The 13621-nt window shown below is 70.6% G+C and carries 9 protein-coding genes, 2 tRNA genes and 1 pseudogene; 10 read left to right on the top strand and 2 right to left on the bottom strand.

From position 1 onward, the window contains the following. The first annotated feature begins 50 nt into the window (after positions 1–50). From ABZX40_RS32885 to ABZX40_RS32875, 3 genes and pseudogenes are all read left to right on the top strand, one after another. On the top strand, positions 51–245 hold the full coding sequence (locus tag ABZX40_RS32885) for a hypothetical protein (protein WP_215168989.1): 195 nt from the start codon (positions 51–53) through the stop codon (positions 243–245). 66 nt (positions 246–311) lie between these two features. Then, a pseudogene (locus ABZX40_RS32880) lies at positions 312–1132 on the top strand (serine/threonine-protein kinase); the annotation flags it as partial. Between the two features lie 372 nt (positions 1133–1504). After that, the gene (locus tag ABZX40_RS32875; RefSeq protein ID WP_355746057.1) at positions 1505–2812 is read left to right on the top strand and encodes a PQQ-binding-like beta-propeller repeat protein; all 1308 of its coding nucleotides are present in this window, start codon (positions 1505–1507) and stop codon (positions 2810–2812) included. Positions 2813–2904: 92 nt separating this feature from the next. On the opposite strand, the gene ABZX40_RS32870 is transcribed toward ABZX40_RS32875, so the two are convergent. Beyond that, positions 2905–2975: transfer RNA gene (locus ABZX40_RS32870), tRNA-Gly, on the bottom strand. Between the two features lie 175 nt (positions 2976–3150). Here ABZX40_RS32870 and ABZX40_RS32865 point away from each other — a divergent pair. The 5 genes from ABZX40_RS32865 to clpX all read left to right on the top strand — a co-directional run bounded on the left by ABZX40_RS32865 (position 3151) and on the right by clpX (position 8107). Continuing rightward, positions 3151–3227: transfer RNA gene (locus ABZX40_RS32865), tRNA-Pro, on the top strand. Between the two features lie 302 nt (positions 3228–3529). Further along, positions 3530–4930 carry a trigger factor gene (gene tig, locus ABZX40_RS32860; RefSeq protein ID WP_355746012.1) on the top strand — a complete coding sequence of 467 codons (1401 nt, stop codon included), beginning with the start codon at positions 3530–3532 and terminating at the stop codon, positions 4928–4930. 328 nt (positions 4931–5258) lie between these two features. Beyond that, positions 5259–5861: an ATP-dependent Clp protease proteolytic subunit gene (locus ABZX40_RS32855; RefSeq protein ID WP_355746054.1), complete on the top strand. Its 603-nt coding sequence runs from the start codon at positions 5259–5261 to the stop codon at positions 5859–5861. Between the two features lie 51 nt (positions 5862–5912). Then, positions 5913–6593: an ATP-dependent Clp protease proteolytic subunit gene (locus tag ABZX40_RS32850; RefSeq protein WP_355746010.1), complete on the top strand. Its 681-nt coding sequence runs from the start codon at positions 5913–5915 to the stop codon at positions 6591–6593. Positions 6594–6820: 227 nt separating this feature from the next. Further along, entirely contained in the window at positions 6821–8107 is a 1287-nt protein-coding gene (gene clpX / locus ABZX40_RS32845; RefSeq protein ID WP_355746007.1) for an ATP-dependent Clp protease ATP-binding subunit ClpX, read from the top strand. A 97-nt stretch (positions 8108–8204) separates the two neighbouring features. Here the strand turns inward: clpX and ABZX40_RS32840 are convergent, their stop codons facing one another. After that, positions 8205–9167 (bottom strand): hypothetical protein, encoded by a 963-nt coding sequence (locus ABZX40_RS32840; protein ID WP_355746005.1) that lies wholly within the window; start codon positions 9165–9167, stop codon positions 8205–8207. A 137-nt stretch (positions 9168–9304) separates the two neighbouring features. Here ABZX40_RS32840 and ABZX40_RS32835 point away from each other — a divergent pair, with 137 nt between their 5' ends. Further along, positions 9305–11929 carry a valine--tRNA ligase gene (locus ABZX40_RS32835; RefSeq protein ID WP_355746002.1) on the top strand — a complete coding sequence of 875 codons (2625 nt, stop codon included), beginning with the start codon at positions 9305–9307 and terminating at the stop codon, positions 11927–11929. A 198-nt stretch (positions 11930–12127) separates the two neighbouring features. Continuing rightward, entirely contained in the window at positions 12128–13621 is a 1494-nt protein-coding gene (locus tag ABZX40_RS32830; protein ID WP_355746000.1) for a folylpolyglutamate synthase/dihydrofolate synthase family protein, read from the top strand.

Below are 13621 nucleotides of genomic sequence, written 5' to 3'. Positions count from 1 at the left end.
CGGTCGCACTCCCGGCCGGGAGAGCAGACCGACCGAGGGTGTGATCAGTTGTGGCCATTTCACTGTCCGTTGTGCTGCTGTTGGCGATCATCCTGGTGGTGTTGATCCGGGGCGGCTCGCTCAAGGCGGGACCGGCCATCGTGGCGGTCCTCTTCGGCTTCTTCCTGGCCTCGACGGGGATGGCCCCCTCGATCAACAGGTTTATGAACTCGATAGCGGAGACCATCAACTCGATCAGCTTCTGACCCCGTCCGTCACTACGGTTACGCTCCTCCGCAAGCGGACGACGCGAAACAGGGGGCGGCACGGGGATGGCGCTGCGCGACTCCGATCCGGCCGAGGTCGGCGGCTATCGGATCGAGGACCGGCTGGGCTCCGGCGGGATGGGCGTGGTCTATCTCGCCCGCTCCGCCTCGGGCCGCCGTCTCGCCCTGAAGATCGTGCACGACCAGTACGCGGGCGACGACGAGTTCCGTACCCTCCCCCACTTTCGGCTTCGCTCAAGCGGGGGGACCCCCATCGCCGCGAGGTGGCCGCCGCCCGCCGGGTCAGCGGCGCCTTCACCGCCCCGGTCGTCGACGCCGACGCCGATGCCGACCGCCCCTGGATGGCCACCCTCTACATCCCCGGCCCCACGCTCGCCGCCCATGTCCGCGACCACGGCCCGCTGCCCCTGCCCGCACTGCGCGACCTCGCCGCCGGACTCGCCGAGGCGCTGCGGGACATCCACCGCGCCGGGGTCGTCCACCGCGATCTCAAACCGGCCAATGTGATGCTGGCCGAGGACGGCCCCCGCGTCATCGACTTCGGTATCTCCCGCGCCGCCGAGTCCGCCGCCGAGGCCCTCACCCAGACCGGCCGCGTCCTGGGCACGCCGCCCTTCATGTCGCCGGAGCAGTTCGCCGCCCCGCAGCGGGTCGACGCCGCCACCGATGTCTTCTCCCTCGGCGCGGTCCTCACCTACGTCGCCACCGGCAAGGGCCCCTTCGACAGCGACAGCCCCTATGAGACGGCGGTCCGGGTGGTCGAGGGCCGCCCGGAACTGGACGCCGTACCCGAGGAATTGACCCCCTTCGTCCAGCGCTGCCTGGAGAAGGACCCGGCGACCCGCCCCACCGCGGCCGGACTGGTCGCCGGACTCCACGAGGCGGCCCTGCTCACCGCCCTCACCACCGGCCCCGCCACCCCCGCCCCGTCCCCCCTGCGCCCCGGCACCCGACCCACCCGGGCCTCCGACACGGAATGGGAAGGCGCCCGCTGGGACGGCACGGACTGGTCGGACACCGGCAGCGCGCCACTCCGGCCCGACACCGGCACCCCACCACCGGCGCCGCACCTCACCGCCCACCGCGCCGCCCCCACGGCCCCCTCCGGGACACCCACCCCCGAAGACCGGCCACCCACCCCCGAAGACAGGCCACCCACCCCCGAAGACCGGCCACTCCCCCCGGAGGACAGACCACTCCCCCCGGAGGACCAGCCCCCCACCCCCCGCCCCCGCCGCATGATCCTCGCCGCCGGGGCCGGAGCCGTCGCGCTGGCCGCCCTCGCCACCACCCTCCTCGCCCTCGCCCCCGGCGACAGCACCGCCCCCACCGACACCGGGTCCGCCACCACCCCGGCGGCCGGCGACCTCCCCGCCGGATGGCGTCCCTGGGCGGCCACCGCCGACGGCGGCGCGCGGGACTCCCGTACCGCCTTCCGCGGCTGTGTCCGCTCCGGGGACTCCCTGGTGTGCGCGGGCGCCGATCTGACGGCGGCCGGATTCGCCCTGGCCGACGGCGGCCGGGCCTGGCAGCACCCGGTGGACCCGGACCCGGTGACCCGGGGCGCGGGCGGCGAGGGCGCGGTCATCGGCACCCACGGCGGCACGGTCTTCGGCTACGGCGCCGACGAGACCGGCACCGAGGAGGACATGGCCGTCCGCTACAGCGTCCAGGCCCTCGCCGCCGACACCGGCGAGGTGATCTGGCGCACCAACACCGGCACCGGCCCGCTGGCGTTCTCCCCCGACAGCGAGCAGGGCGGATCCGTCGCCGTGGAACAGGGCGTGATCGTCCGCTACGGCGACACCGGCGGGGCGTACGCCCTGCTGGACGCCGAGGACGGCTCGGTGCGCTGGGAGAGCGCCTGGCCGCAGCCCGTGGACGACCCCGGCCCGCCCGGCGTCGGCGACGCCTGCGAACTGCGCGGTGCGGCCGGACAGGCGTATCTGCTGTGCACGACCGGCCGGATGGCCGACGGCGACGTACGCACCAGCCTGTACCAGCTCGATCCGGTCACCGGGGAACCCCGCTGGACCAGCGCCACGGAAGGGCTTCTGACCCTCCTGGGCGAGACCGGCGGACGCCTGGTGGCCGTCGCCCAGCGGGGCGACCTCCGGGAACCGCTCCTCGTCGACACCGCCACCGGCGAGATCGCCCCGGCCCCTCTCGCCCTCCCCATCGCCGGTGTCTCCCAGGGCACGGTCCATCTCGCCGGGGACACGCTCTACCTCGTCCTGCCCAGCGGCACCGTCCGCGCGTACACGGCCACCACCGGCGCGCAGAAGTGGGAGAGCGACTCCACCGTCGAGCAGCCGGGCCCACCGGCGGCCTCCGCCACCCATCTCTATCTGGCGTCCCCGAGCGGCCGGGTCGCCGCCCTGAATCTGCGCACCGGCGCCGTCGACGGCACGGCCCCCGCGCGCGAGGACGCCGCCGTCGCCACCGACCGCGAGCGCGGCGGCTCCCGGCCCCTGCTGGTCGGCGACGCCCTCTATGTGCCGTACGGGGTCCGCTCCGTCTACACGGTCGACATCCGCGACCTGTGACCCCCGCGGGACCCCCCAGGCCCCCCATGCGCCCGTACATGCCTCGGGGCCGGTCACGACGCGTTGCGCGTGACCGGCCCCGGGCCGGGAAGAGCGGGCGACGGGAATCGAACCCGCGTAGCTAGTTTGGAAGACTAGGGCTCTACCATTGAGCTACGCCCGCACAGACGCGCCGCGGGTCAAAGGACCGCGGCACCTGAAGCATCGTAGCGGGTCACACCCCCTCGCCGCACACCGCTTGTGCGCCCCCGGTGACCGGAGCGGGGCCGGGGCGGGGACACCCCGCAAATGCGGCGGTCGCACCGCCTGCGGGCATGTACCCTACGTGTCGCACCTGACGGGGTGTGGCGCAGCTTGGTAGCGCGTCCGCTTTGGGAGCGGAAGGCCGTGGGTTCAAATCCCGCCACCCCGACCACATGGATCCGGCGTAGAACCGGCGCGGATCCAGCGGAGCGGATCCCGTGGATCCGGCAGACGCCCGGGGACAGCCGGGGTGAGCCGGAGAAAGCGGGGGACTGCGGGGGACAGCCGGGAGCCGCCCCGGTACGGCGTCCCGGTATCGCGCCCCGTGATCGCCTTTTGGGGCGTTCGGCGCCTGCGGTTACTATGCAAGCTGCGCGCCCGTGTCTCTCCTCACCGAAGTCTCCGGGCGGCGAACGTGTCGGACCTGTCTGGCTCCGGCAGAATCCAAGAAGTCAGCCACAAGGAGACCGAACCGTGAAGAGCGCCGTTGAGAATCTGAACCCGACCCGGGTTCGGCTCACTGTCGAGGTGCCCTTCGAGGAGCTCAAGGACAGCCTCGACGCGGCGTACAAGAAGATCAACCAGCAGGTCACGGTGAAGGGCTTCCGCAAGGGCAAGATCCCGGCCCGGGTTATCGACCAGCGGTTCGGCCGCGGTGCCGTGCTGGAGGAGGCCGTCAACGACGCGCTGCCGAAGTTCTACACGGAGGCGGTCAACGAGGCCGAGCTGAACGTCCTGGGCCAGCCCGAGGTCGACATCAAGGAGCTGAAGGACAACGAGCTGCTGTCCTTCACCGCCGAGGTCGACATCCGCCCGGCCATCGAGATCCCGGACTACTCCGGTATCGAGGTCGAGGTCGACGCGGTCGCGGTCAGCGACGAGGACATCGACACCTCCGTGGAGCAGCTGCGCGAGCGCTTCGCGTCCACCTCCCCGGTCGAGCGGCCCGCCGAGGACGGCGACGTCGTCACCATCGACCTGGAGGCCAAGGTCGAGGGCGAGGTCCTGGAGGACGGCATCGCCTCCGGCGTCTCCTACACCATCGGCTCCGGTGAGCTGCTGGAGGGCATCGACGACGCCGTGAAGGGCCTGGAGGCCGGTGGCGAGACCACCTTCACCTCCGAGCTGAAGGGCGGCTCGGCGGCCGGCAAGGAGGCCGAGGTCACCGTCAAGGTCACCCAGGTCGCCGCCCGTGAACTGCCCGAGCTGGACGACGAGTTCGCGCAGCTCGCCTCCGAGTTCGACACCCTGGACGAGCTGAAGGCCGACAGCCGCAAGCGGCTGGAGAACATGAAGCAGTTCGACCAGGCCACCCAGGCGCAGGAGCGGGTCCTGGAGAAGCTCCTCGAACTGGTCGAGATCCCCGTCCCCGAGAAGCTCCTCGAAGACGAGGTCAACACCCGCAAGCACAACCTGGAGCACCACCAGCTCGGCCAGATGGGCCTCACCCTCGACAAGTACCTGGAGCTCCAGGGCAAGACCGCCGAGGAGTTCGAGACCGAGACCCACGAGGCGGCCGTCAAGGGCATCAAGACCCAGTTCGTCCTGGACGAGCTGGTCAAGACCGAGAAGCTCAATGTCAGCCAGGACGAGCTGACCGAGCACCTGATGCGCCGCGCCGCCTCCTCGGGCATGTCCCCGGACCAGTTCGCGCAGGCCGTCGTGGAGCAGGGCCAGGTCCCGCTGCTGGTCGGCGAGGTCGCCCGCGGCAAGGCCCTCGCGGTGGTCGTCGAGGCCGCCGTGGTCAAGGACACCAACGGCGAGATCATCGACCTGGACGACGAGGACGAGGACACCACCGAGGCAGCCACGGAGACGGCGGCCGAGGTCACGGAGGGTGAGCCGGAGCCCGCCGAGGACGCCGACAAGTCGTAAGCGACAGCAAGAGGGCCCTGGACGAGCAGAACGTCCGGGGCCTTCTTCATCTGGCGCCCCGGACACGCCCCGAAGGGGCGCCGGGCCGTATCGATATGCGGCTCCGCCGCGCGGGCGCGATCAGCCCCCCACCACCCGCACCCGCCCGAGCACCCCGGCCCCCCTCCCCCCTGGGCGCCCCACCCCCCCGGCGCGACTACGCCCCCGGCGAACACCTCCAATTCCGGGATTCCCCCGGAGGGGCACCGCGTTAGGGTCCATGAATACGGCGAACGTAAGACGGCCCGGTGCCGTCGCAAGACGAGCAGGTGGATACGTGACGAATCTGATGCCCTCCGCCGCCGGCGACCCCATCGGTGGCGGCCTCGGTGACCAGGTCTACAACCGGCTGCTCAACGAGCGGATCATCTTCCTCGGCCAGGCAGTGGACGACGACATCGCCAACAAGATCACCGCACAGCTGATTCTCCTTGCCGCCGACCCCGACAAGGACATCTACCTCTACATCAACAGCCCCGGCGGATCGATCACGGCCGGCATGGCGATCTACGACACGATGCAGTTCATCAAGAACGACGTGCAGACCATCGCCATGGGTCTCGCGGCCTCCATGGGGCAGTTCCTGCTCAGCGCGGGCACCCCCGGCAAGCGCTTCGCGCTGCCGAACGCCGAGATCCTGATCCACCAGCCCTCCGCCGGTCTCGCCGGTTCGGCCTCGGACATCAAGATCCACGCCGAGCGGCTGCTGCACACGAAGAAGCGCATGGCCGAGCTGACCAGTCAGCACACCGGCCAGAGCGTCGAGCAGATCACCCGCGACTCCGACCGCGACCGCTGGTTCGACGCCTTCGAGGCCAAGGAGTACGGCCTCATCGACGACGTCATCCCCACGGCCGCCGGTATGCCGGGCGGCGGCGGCACGGGCGCCTGAGGCACCCGAGCGCAGCCCCAGCCGACCGCCACAGCTCCTAGGAGAGAGACAGTGAACGAATATCCCGGCAGCGGCCTCTACGACCGTACGCGCGCCGAATACAACGGCCCGGTGGCCGAGTCCCGCTATGTCATCCCGCGCTTCGTCGAGCGCACCTCCCAGGGCATCCGCGAGTACGACCCGTACGCGAAGCTCTTCGAGGAGCGGGTGATCTTCCTCGGGGTGCAGATCGACGACGCCTCCGCCAATGACGTCATGGCGCAGCTGCTGTGCCTGGAGTCGATGGACCCGGACCGGGACATCTCGGTCTACATCAACAGCCCCGGTGGCTCCTTCACCGCGCTGACCGCGATCTACGACACCATGCAGTTCGTGAAGCCCGATGTCCAGACGGTCTGCATGGGCCAGGCGGCCTCCGCCGCGGCGATCCTGCTCGCGGCCGGCACCGAGGGCAAGCGCATGGCCCTGCCGAACGCGCGGGTGCTGATCCACCAGCCCTACAGCGAGACGGGCCGCGGCCAGGTCTCGGACCTGGAGATCGCCGCGAACGAGATCCTGCGGATGCGCGCGCAGCTGGAGGAGATGCTGGCCAAGCACTCCACCACGCCGATCGAGCAGATCCGTGAGGACATCGAGCGCGACAAGATCCTCACGGCCGAGGACGCCCTGGCCTACGGCCTGATCGACCAGATCATCTCCACCCGCAAGATGAACAACGCCTCCGTGCGTTGACACGGACGGCGCACCCCGGGCCGAGCGCGACCGGCGCCCGGGGGAGTATCGTCTGCCGCCCCTTGGCATGGTTCGCCCCGGTGCCCGACTCGGTGCACGTCAAAGTGAACCGCGCCAAGGGGGGCCCGAACGGGGGGCCCGGCAAGGTACCGTCGACATAAGGCAGCACCAGGAGCCGCTGGACTCGAAAGCGTCCAGGCAGCTCCCAGGCGAAGGGGAAGCACACCGTGGCACGCATCGGTGACGGCGGCGATCTGCTCAAGTGCTCGTTCTGCGGCAAGAGCCAGAAGCAGGTCAAGAAGCTCATCGCAGGCCCCGGTGTGTACATCTGCGACGAGTGCATCGATCTCTGCAACGAGATCATCGAGGAAGAGCTGGCCGAGACCAGCGAGGTGCGCTGGGAGGAACTGCCCAAGCCGCGCGAGATCTACGAGTTCCTCGAGGGATACGTCGTGGGTCAGGAGCCGGCCAAGAAGGCGCTCTCCGTCGCGGTGTACAACCACTACAAGCGCGTCCAGGCCGGTGAGAACGGCGGCGCCCAGGGACGGGACGACGCCATCGAGCTGGCCAAGTCCAACATCCTGCTGCTGGGCCCCACCGGCTCCGGCAAGACCCTCCTCGCCCAGACCCTGGCCCGGATGCTGAACGTACCGTTCGCCATCGCCGACGCCACGGCGCTGACCGAGGCGGGCTATGTGGGCGAGGACGTGGAGAACATCCTGCTCAAGCTGATCCAGGCGGCCGACTACGACGTCAAGAAGGCCGAGACCGGGATCATCTACATCGATGAGATCGACAAGGTCGCGCGCAAGAGCGAGAACCCGTCGATCACCCGGGATGTCAGCGGCGAGGGCGTACAGCAGGCCCTGCTGAAGATCCTGGAGGGCACCACGGCGTCCGTTCCGCCGCAGGGCGGTCGCAAACACCCTCACCAGGAGTTCATCCAGATCGACACCACGAATGTGCTGTTCATCGTGGGCGGTGCCTTCGCGGGCCTGGAGAAGATCATCGAGTCCCGGGCGGGCGCCAAGGGCATCGGCTTCGGCGCCACCATCCGCTCCAAGCGGGAGCTGGAGGCCAAGGACCAGTTCGAGAACGTCATGCCGGAGGACCTGGTCAAGTTCGGCATGATCCCCGAGTTCATCGGCCGTCTCCCGGTCATCACCTCGGTGCACAACCTGGACCGCGAGGCGCTCCTCCAGATCCTGGTGGAGCCGCGCAACGCGCTGGTGAAGCAGTACCAGCGGCTCTTCGAACTCGACGGTGTGGAGCTGGACTTCGAGCGCGAGGCCCTCGAAGCCATCGCCGACCAGGCCATCCTCCGCCAGACCGGCGCCCGCGGCCTGCGCGCCATCATGGAGGAGGTCCTCCAGGCGGTGATGTACGAGGTCCCGTCCCGCAAGGATGTGGCCCGGGTCGTCATCACCGCCGATGTCGTCCTCTCCAATGTCAACCCGACCCTGATCCCGAGGGACTCGCGGGGCCGTGGCTCCGGCGAGCAGAAGTCGGCCTGACCGACGGCACCGTACGCAGCGCAAGGGGAAGGCCCCGGTCCCAGTGACCGGGGCCTTCCCCTGTTCCGCTTGCCCTGTTCCGCTTCTCCCGCCCGCGTCACTTCTTGACGCGGACCTCCTTGCGGAGGTCCGCCGCCAGCTTCGCGGCCTCGTCCAGGGTGTACGTCGTGGTGCCGGCGGTCGGCTCGACCACGCCCATGGTGCTGTAGTCGGCCCAGATGCAGAGATAGGTGTTCTGCTTCTCCCCGGTGAGCACGCTCGGCGACTCCGCCTGCTGGCACTTCATCACCGCGCCGTCCAGGCTTGCCGGTTCGACCGACTTGGCCTCGCCGACGAAGGTGATGTCCTCGCCGCCCGACTCCTTCTTCATCTCCGCGAAGGTGGAGTCGAGCGCGGCCTGCGGGTCCGCCACCTTGCCGTACACGCCGAAGTAGGTGATGTTCTCGGCGTCGCTCATCTCGCTCGGGTCCTCGATGGCGGCGAGGTCGGTGGTCGAGTAGATGGCGCCGACCGAGGTGGGGTCGGTGATGCCGGCCTTCTCCAGATCCTTGGCGTCACTCGCGCTCGCCTCCTCCTCGGTGGGCTCACCGAAGCGGTCGTACTTGGACAGGACCGTGGCCGGGGCGCTCAGCTTGTGCGGGCCGTCGTCCTCGATCCCGCCCGCCCCGCCCGAGCCGCCGCCGATCACGAAGTACGCGCCGACGCCGATCGCCGCGACCACCGCGACCGCGCCGATGATCAGGCCCGTCCGCTTCTTGCCGCCACCCGGAGCCGGGGGCTGCGGCACCCCGTACGGGGGCTGGCCGGGGGGCTGCTGGCCGTACGGATTGGGCTGCTGGCCGTAGGGGCCGGGCTGCTGGGGGGCGCCGGGCTGCTGCGGGTAGCCGTAGCCGGGCTGGCCCTGCAGTGGAGCGGGCGGCTGCTGGGGGTAGCCGTAGCCGGGCTGCGGTGCCTGCGGCTGCTGGCCGTAGGGGCCCGGCTGTCCGTAGGGGCCCGACTGACCGTGCGGTCCGGGCTGCTGGGGCTGCCCGCCGTACGGGCCCGGCTGGTTGTAGCTCATTTCTAGGTTCCCCCTGTGGCTGCTTATGTGTTCCTGACATCCTGGACCAGGCGCCGGAAACGCAGGCCATCGGGGTCCCCACCGTTACAAAGCAATCGCGTTTCGGGACGGCCCCGTGACACCCCTAAACTGGGCCCGTGACCGAGAACGCTCAGCAGCAGCCACCAGCGCCCCACATCGAACTGCCGACCCAGTACGCGCCGGCCGACGTAGAGGGCCCGCTGTACGAGCGCTGGGTAGAGCGCGGTTACTTCGAGGCGGACGCGAACAGCGACAAGCCGCCGTACACCATCGTCATCCCGCCGCCGAACGTCACGGGCTCGCTCCACCTCGGGCACGCCTTCGAGCACACCCTCATCGACGCCCTCACCCGCCGCAAGCGGATGCAGGGCTTCGAGACGCTCTGGCAGCCCGGCATGGACCACGCCGGCATCGCCACCCAGAACGTCGTCGAGCGCGAACTCGGCAAAGAGGGCAAGTCCCGGCACGACCTGGGCCGGGAGGCGTTCGTCGAGCGGGTCTGGCAGTGGAAGGGCGAGTCCGGCGGCCAGATCTCCGGCCAGATGCGCCGCCTCGGCGACGGCGTCGCCTGGAACCGCGAGCGGTTCACCATGGACGAGGGCCTGTCCCACGCCGTCCAGACCATCTTCAAGCGGCTCTACGACGACGAGCTGATCTACCGCGCCGAGCGCATCATCAACTGGTGCCCGCGCTGTCTGACCGCGATCTCCGACATCGAGGTCGAGTACCAGGACGACGACGGCGAACTGGTCTCCATGCGGTACGGCGAGGGCGAGGACACCATCGTCGTCGCCACCACCCGCGCCGAGACCATGCTCGGGGACACCGCGGTCGCCGTGCACCCGGGCGACGAGCGGTACGCGCACCTCATCGGCAAGCTGATCCGCCTCCCCCTCACCGACCGCTCGATCCCGGTCGTCGCCGACGAGCATGTCGACCCGGAGTTCGGCACGGGCGCCGTCAAGGTCACCCCGGCCCACGACCCCAACGACTTCGAGATCGGTCGGCGCCATGACCTGCCCGCCATCACCGTGATGGACGAGCACGCCGTGATCACCGTCCCCGGCCCCTTCCAGGGCCTGGACCGGCTGGAGGCCCGCTCCGCCATCGTCGCCGCGCTGCGCGCCGAGGGCCGGATCGTCGCCGAGAAGCGGCCCTACGTCCACTCCGTCGGGCACTGCTCGCGCTGCAAGACCACCATCGAGCCGCGGCTCTCCCTCCAGTGGTGGGTCAAGGTCGGCCCGCTCGCCCAGGCCGCCGGTGACGCGGTCCGCGACGGCCGGGTCACGATCCACCCCCAGGAGATGGAGAAGCGGTACTTCGACTGGGTCGACAACCTCCACGACTGGACCATCTCCCGCCAGCTCTGGTGGGGCCACCGCATCCCGGTCTGGTACGGCCCGGACGGCGAGGTCGTCTGCGTCGGCCCCGACGACGAGCCGCCCACCGGCGAGGGCTGGCACCAGGACACCGACGTCCTGGACACCTGGTTCTCGTCCGGCCTGTGGCCCTTCTCCACCCTGGGCTGGCCCGAACGGACCGAGTCGCTCGCGAAGTTCTATCCGAACTCCGTCCTGGTCACCGGCTACGACATCCTCTTCTTCTGGGTCGCCCGGATGATGATGTTCGGCCTCTACGCGATGGACGGCACCCCGCCCTTCCACACCATCGCCCTGCACGGCATGGTCCGTGACCAGTTCGGCAAGAAGATGTCCAAGTCCTTCGGCAACGCGGTCAATCCGCTGGACTGGATGGACAAGTACGGCTCCGACGCCCTGCGCTTCACCCTCGCCCGCGGCGCCAACCCGGGCGTCGACGTCCCGATCGGCGAGGACTGGGTCCAGGGCTCCCGCAACTTCGCCAACAAGATCTGGAACGCCACCCGCTTCGCCCTGATGAACGGCGCGACGGTCGACGGCCCGCTGCCGGACCCGTCCCGGATGTCCGCCACCGACCGCTGGATCCTCTCCCGCCTCAACACGGTCGTCTCCGAGGTCGACGCCCTCTACGACGACTTCCAGTTCGCCAAGCTCTCCGACGCCCTGTTCCACTTCGCCTGGGACGAGGTCTTCGACTGGTACGTCGAGCTGTCCAAGACGACGTTCCAGGCGGGCGGCGAGCCGGCCGAGGTCTCGAAGCGCGTCCTCGGCGAGGTCCTGGACGTCACCCTGCGGCTGCTCCACCCGGTCGTCCCCTTCGTCACCGAGACCCTGTGGACGACCCTCACGGGCGGAGAGTCGGTCGTCATCGCCGACTGGCCGACCGACAGCGGCTTCCGGGACACCGGCGCCGAGCGCGAGATCGAGTCACTCCAGTCCGTCATCACCGAGGTCCGTCGCTTCCGCGCCGACCAGGGCCTCCAGCCCGGCCAGCGGGTGCCCGCCCGGCTGACCCTGGACGGTACGGCGCTGGCCCCGCACGAGGCCGCGATCCGCCAGCTCCTCCGGCTCCAGCCCGAGGGCGAGAACTTCTCGGCGACGGCGACCCTGCCGGTGTCCGGCGCCTCGGTCGCCCTCGACCTCTCCGGCACGATCGATGTGGCGGCGGAGCGGAAGCGGCTGACCAAGGACCTCGCCGCCGCAGAGAAGGAGAAGGCCCAGGCCACGGGCAAGCTCGGCAACGAGGCGTTCCTCGCGAAGGCCCCGGACCAGGTGGTGGAGAAGATCCGGGGCCGCCTGGCGAAGGCGGAGGCGGACATCACACGGATCACTGCGCAGCTGGCGGGGTTGCCGGAGGTGTAGGGCGGGGAGGTGGGCGGGGCTGGCTGCGTGGGGCGGGGGGCGGCAACGCCCTGCTTTTTAGGGGCGCTGGGGGCACCCCCTCTGGGGGAGGAACTGCGCGAACGGGCCCCACCGGCCCGCACCAGCCCACCCGGCCCAGCCACCCCCCACCGCCCCCGCCCCCACCGGCTCCCACCCCGCCCGCCTTAGACTGACCCCGTGAGTGACAGCGACAGCGACCCGTTCGACGACATCGTCGCCGAAGAGACCGACCGCGACCCCGACCTCGCCGTGATCGAAGCGGGCAGCCGCACGCTCCGGACCCAGGGCGCCGCCCCCACCCGGGGCGACATCCCCGCCCGCCCCGAGGACCCGGAGGTCGACGCCGCGCTGCGCGAGGTCGAGGCCGAGCTGGCCACCCGCTGGGGCGAGACCAAGCTGGAGCCCTCGGTCACCAGGATCGCCGCGCTGCTGGACGTCCTGGGCGAGCCGCAGCGCACGTACCCCTCGCTCCACATCACCGGGACCAACGGCAAGACCTCCACCGCCCGCATGATCGAGGCCCTGCTCGGCGCCTTCGATCTGCGCACGGGCCGGTACACCTCCCCCCATGTCCAGTCCGTCACCGAGCGGATCAGTCTCGACGGCGCCCCGATCTCCGCCGAGCGGTTCATCGAGACGTACCAGGACATCAAGCCGTACATCGAGATGGTCGACACCGCCCAGGAGTACCGGCTGTCGTTCTTCGAGGTGCTCACCGCCATGGCGTACGCGGCCTTCGCCGACGCGCCCGTCGATGTCGCGGTCGTCGAGGTCGGGATGGGCGGGACCTGGGACGCGACGAATGTGATCGACGGCGATGTCGCGGTCGTGACGCCCATCGATCTCGACCACACCGACCGGCTCGGCTCCACGCCCGGCGAGATCGCGGGGGAGAAGTCCGGGATCATCAAGCCGGGCGCCACCGTGATCATGGCCCAGCAGCCGGTGGACGCGGCACAGGTGCTGCTGAAGAAGGCCGTCGAGGTCGATGCGACGGTGGCGCGCGAGGGCCTGGAGTTCGGGGTCGCGGAGCGCAGCGTCGCCGTCGGCGGGCAGCTCGTCACCCTGCGCGGGCTCGGCGGCGAGTACCCCGAGCTGTACCTGCCGCTGCACGGCGCCCACCAGGCGCACAACGCGGCCGTGGCGCTCGCCGCCGTCGAGGCGTTCTTCGGGGTCGGTGCCCTGCGCTCCGACCCGCTGGACCTGGACACGGTCCGCAAGGCGTTCGCGTCGGTGGCCTCGCCGGGCCGGCTGGAGGTCGTCCGGCGCTCGCCCACCGTCGTGCTGGACGCGGCGCACAACCCGGCGGGCGCGCGGGCGGTCGCCGAGGCGGTGGGGGAGGCGTTCCAGTTCACCCGGCTGATCGGGGTGGTGGGCGCGAGCGCCGACAAGGACGTACGGGGGCTGCTGGAGGCGCTGGAGCCGGTCTTCCTGGAGGTCGTCGTCACCCAGAACTCCAGTCATCGCGCGATGGACGCCGATGAGCTGGCGGCGGTCGCGGTGGAGGTGTTCGGCGAGGACCGGGTGCAGGTCGAGCCGCGGCTGCCGGACGCGCTGGAGGCCGCGATCACGCTGGCCGAGGAGGAGGGTGAGTTCGCGGGCGGCGGTGTGCTGGTCACCGGGTCCGTCATCACCGTGGGAGAGGCCCGGCTGCTGCTGGGGAAGGGCTGA

It is taken from the genome of Streptomyces sp. NPDC004610 (assembly GCF_040609715.1).
Lineage (GTDB): Bacteria > Actinomycetota > Actinomycetes > Streptomycetales > Streptomycetaceae > Streptomyces.
Note: the sequence above shows the minus strand (reverse complement) of the source record. Positions and strands in the feature narration are given on the sequence as shown.

Bases quoted from the DNA above. Each gene is read 5' to 3' on its own strand.
- ABZX40_RS32875 (WP_355746057.1), top strand. From the start codon at position 1,505: ATGATCCTCGCCGCCGGGGCCGGAGCCGTCGCGCTGGCCGCCCTCGCC.
- ABZX40_RS32855 (WP_355746054.1), top strand. From the start codon at position 5,259: ATGCCCTCCGCCGCCGGCGACCCCATCGGTGGCGGCCTCGGTGACCAG.
- ABZX40_RS32840 (WP_355746005.1), bottom strand. From the start codon at position 9,167: ATGAGCTACAACCAGCCGGGCCCGTACGGCGGGCAGCCCCAGCAGCCC.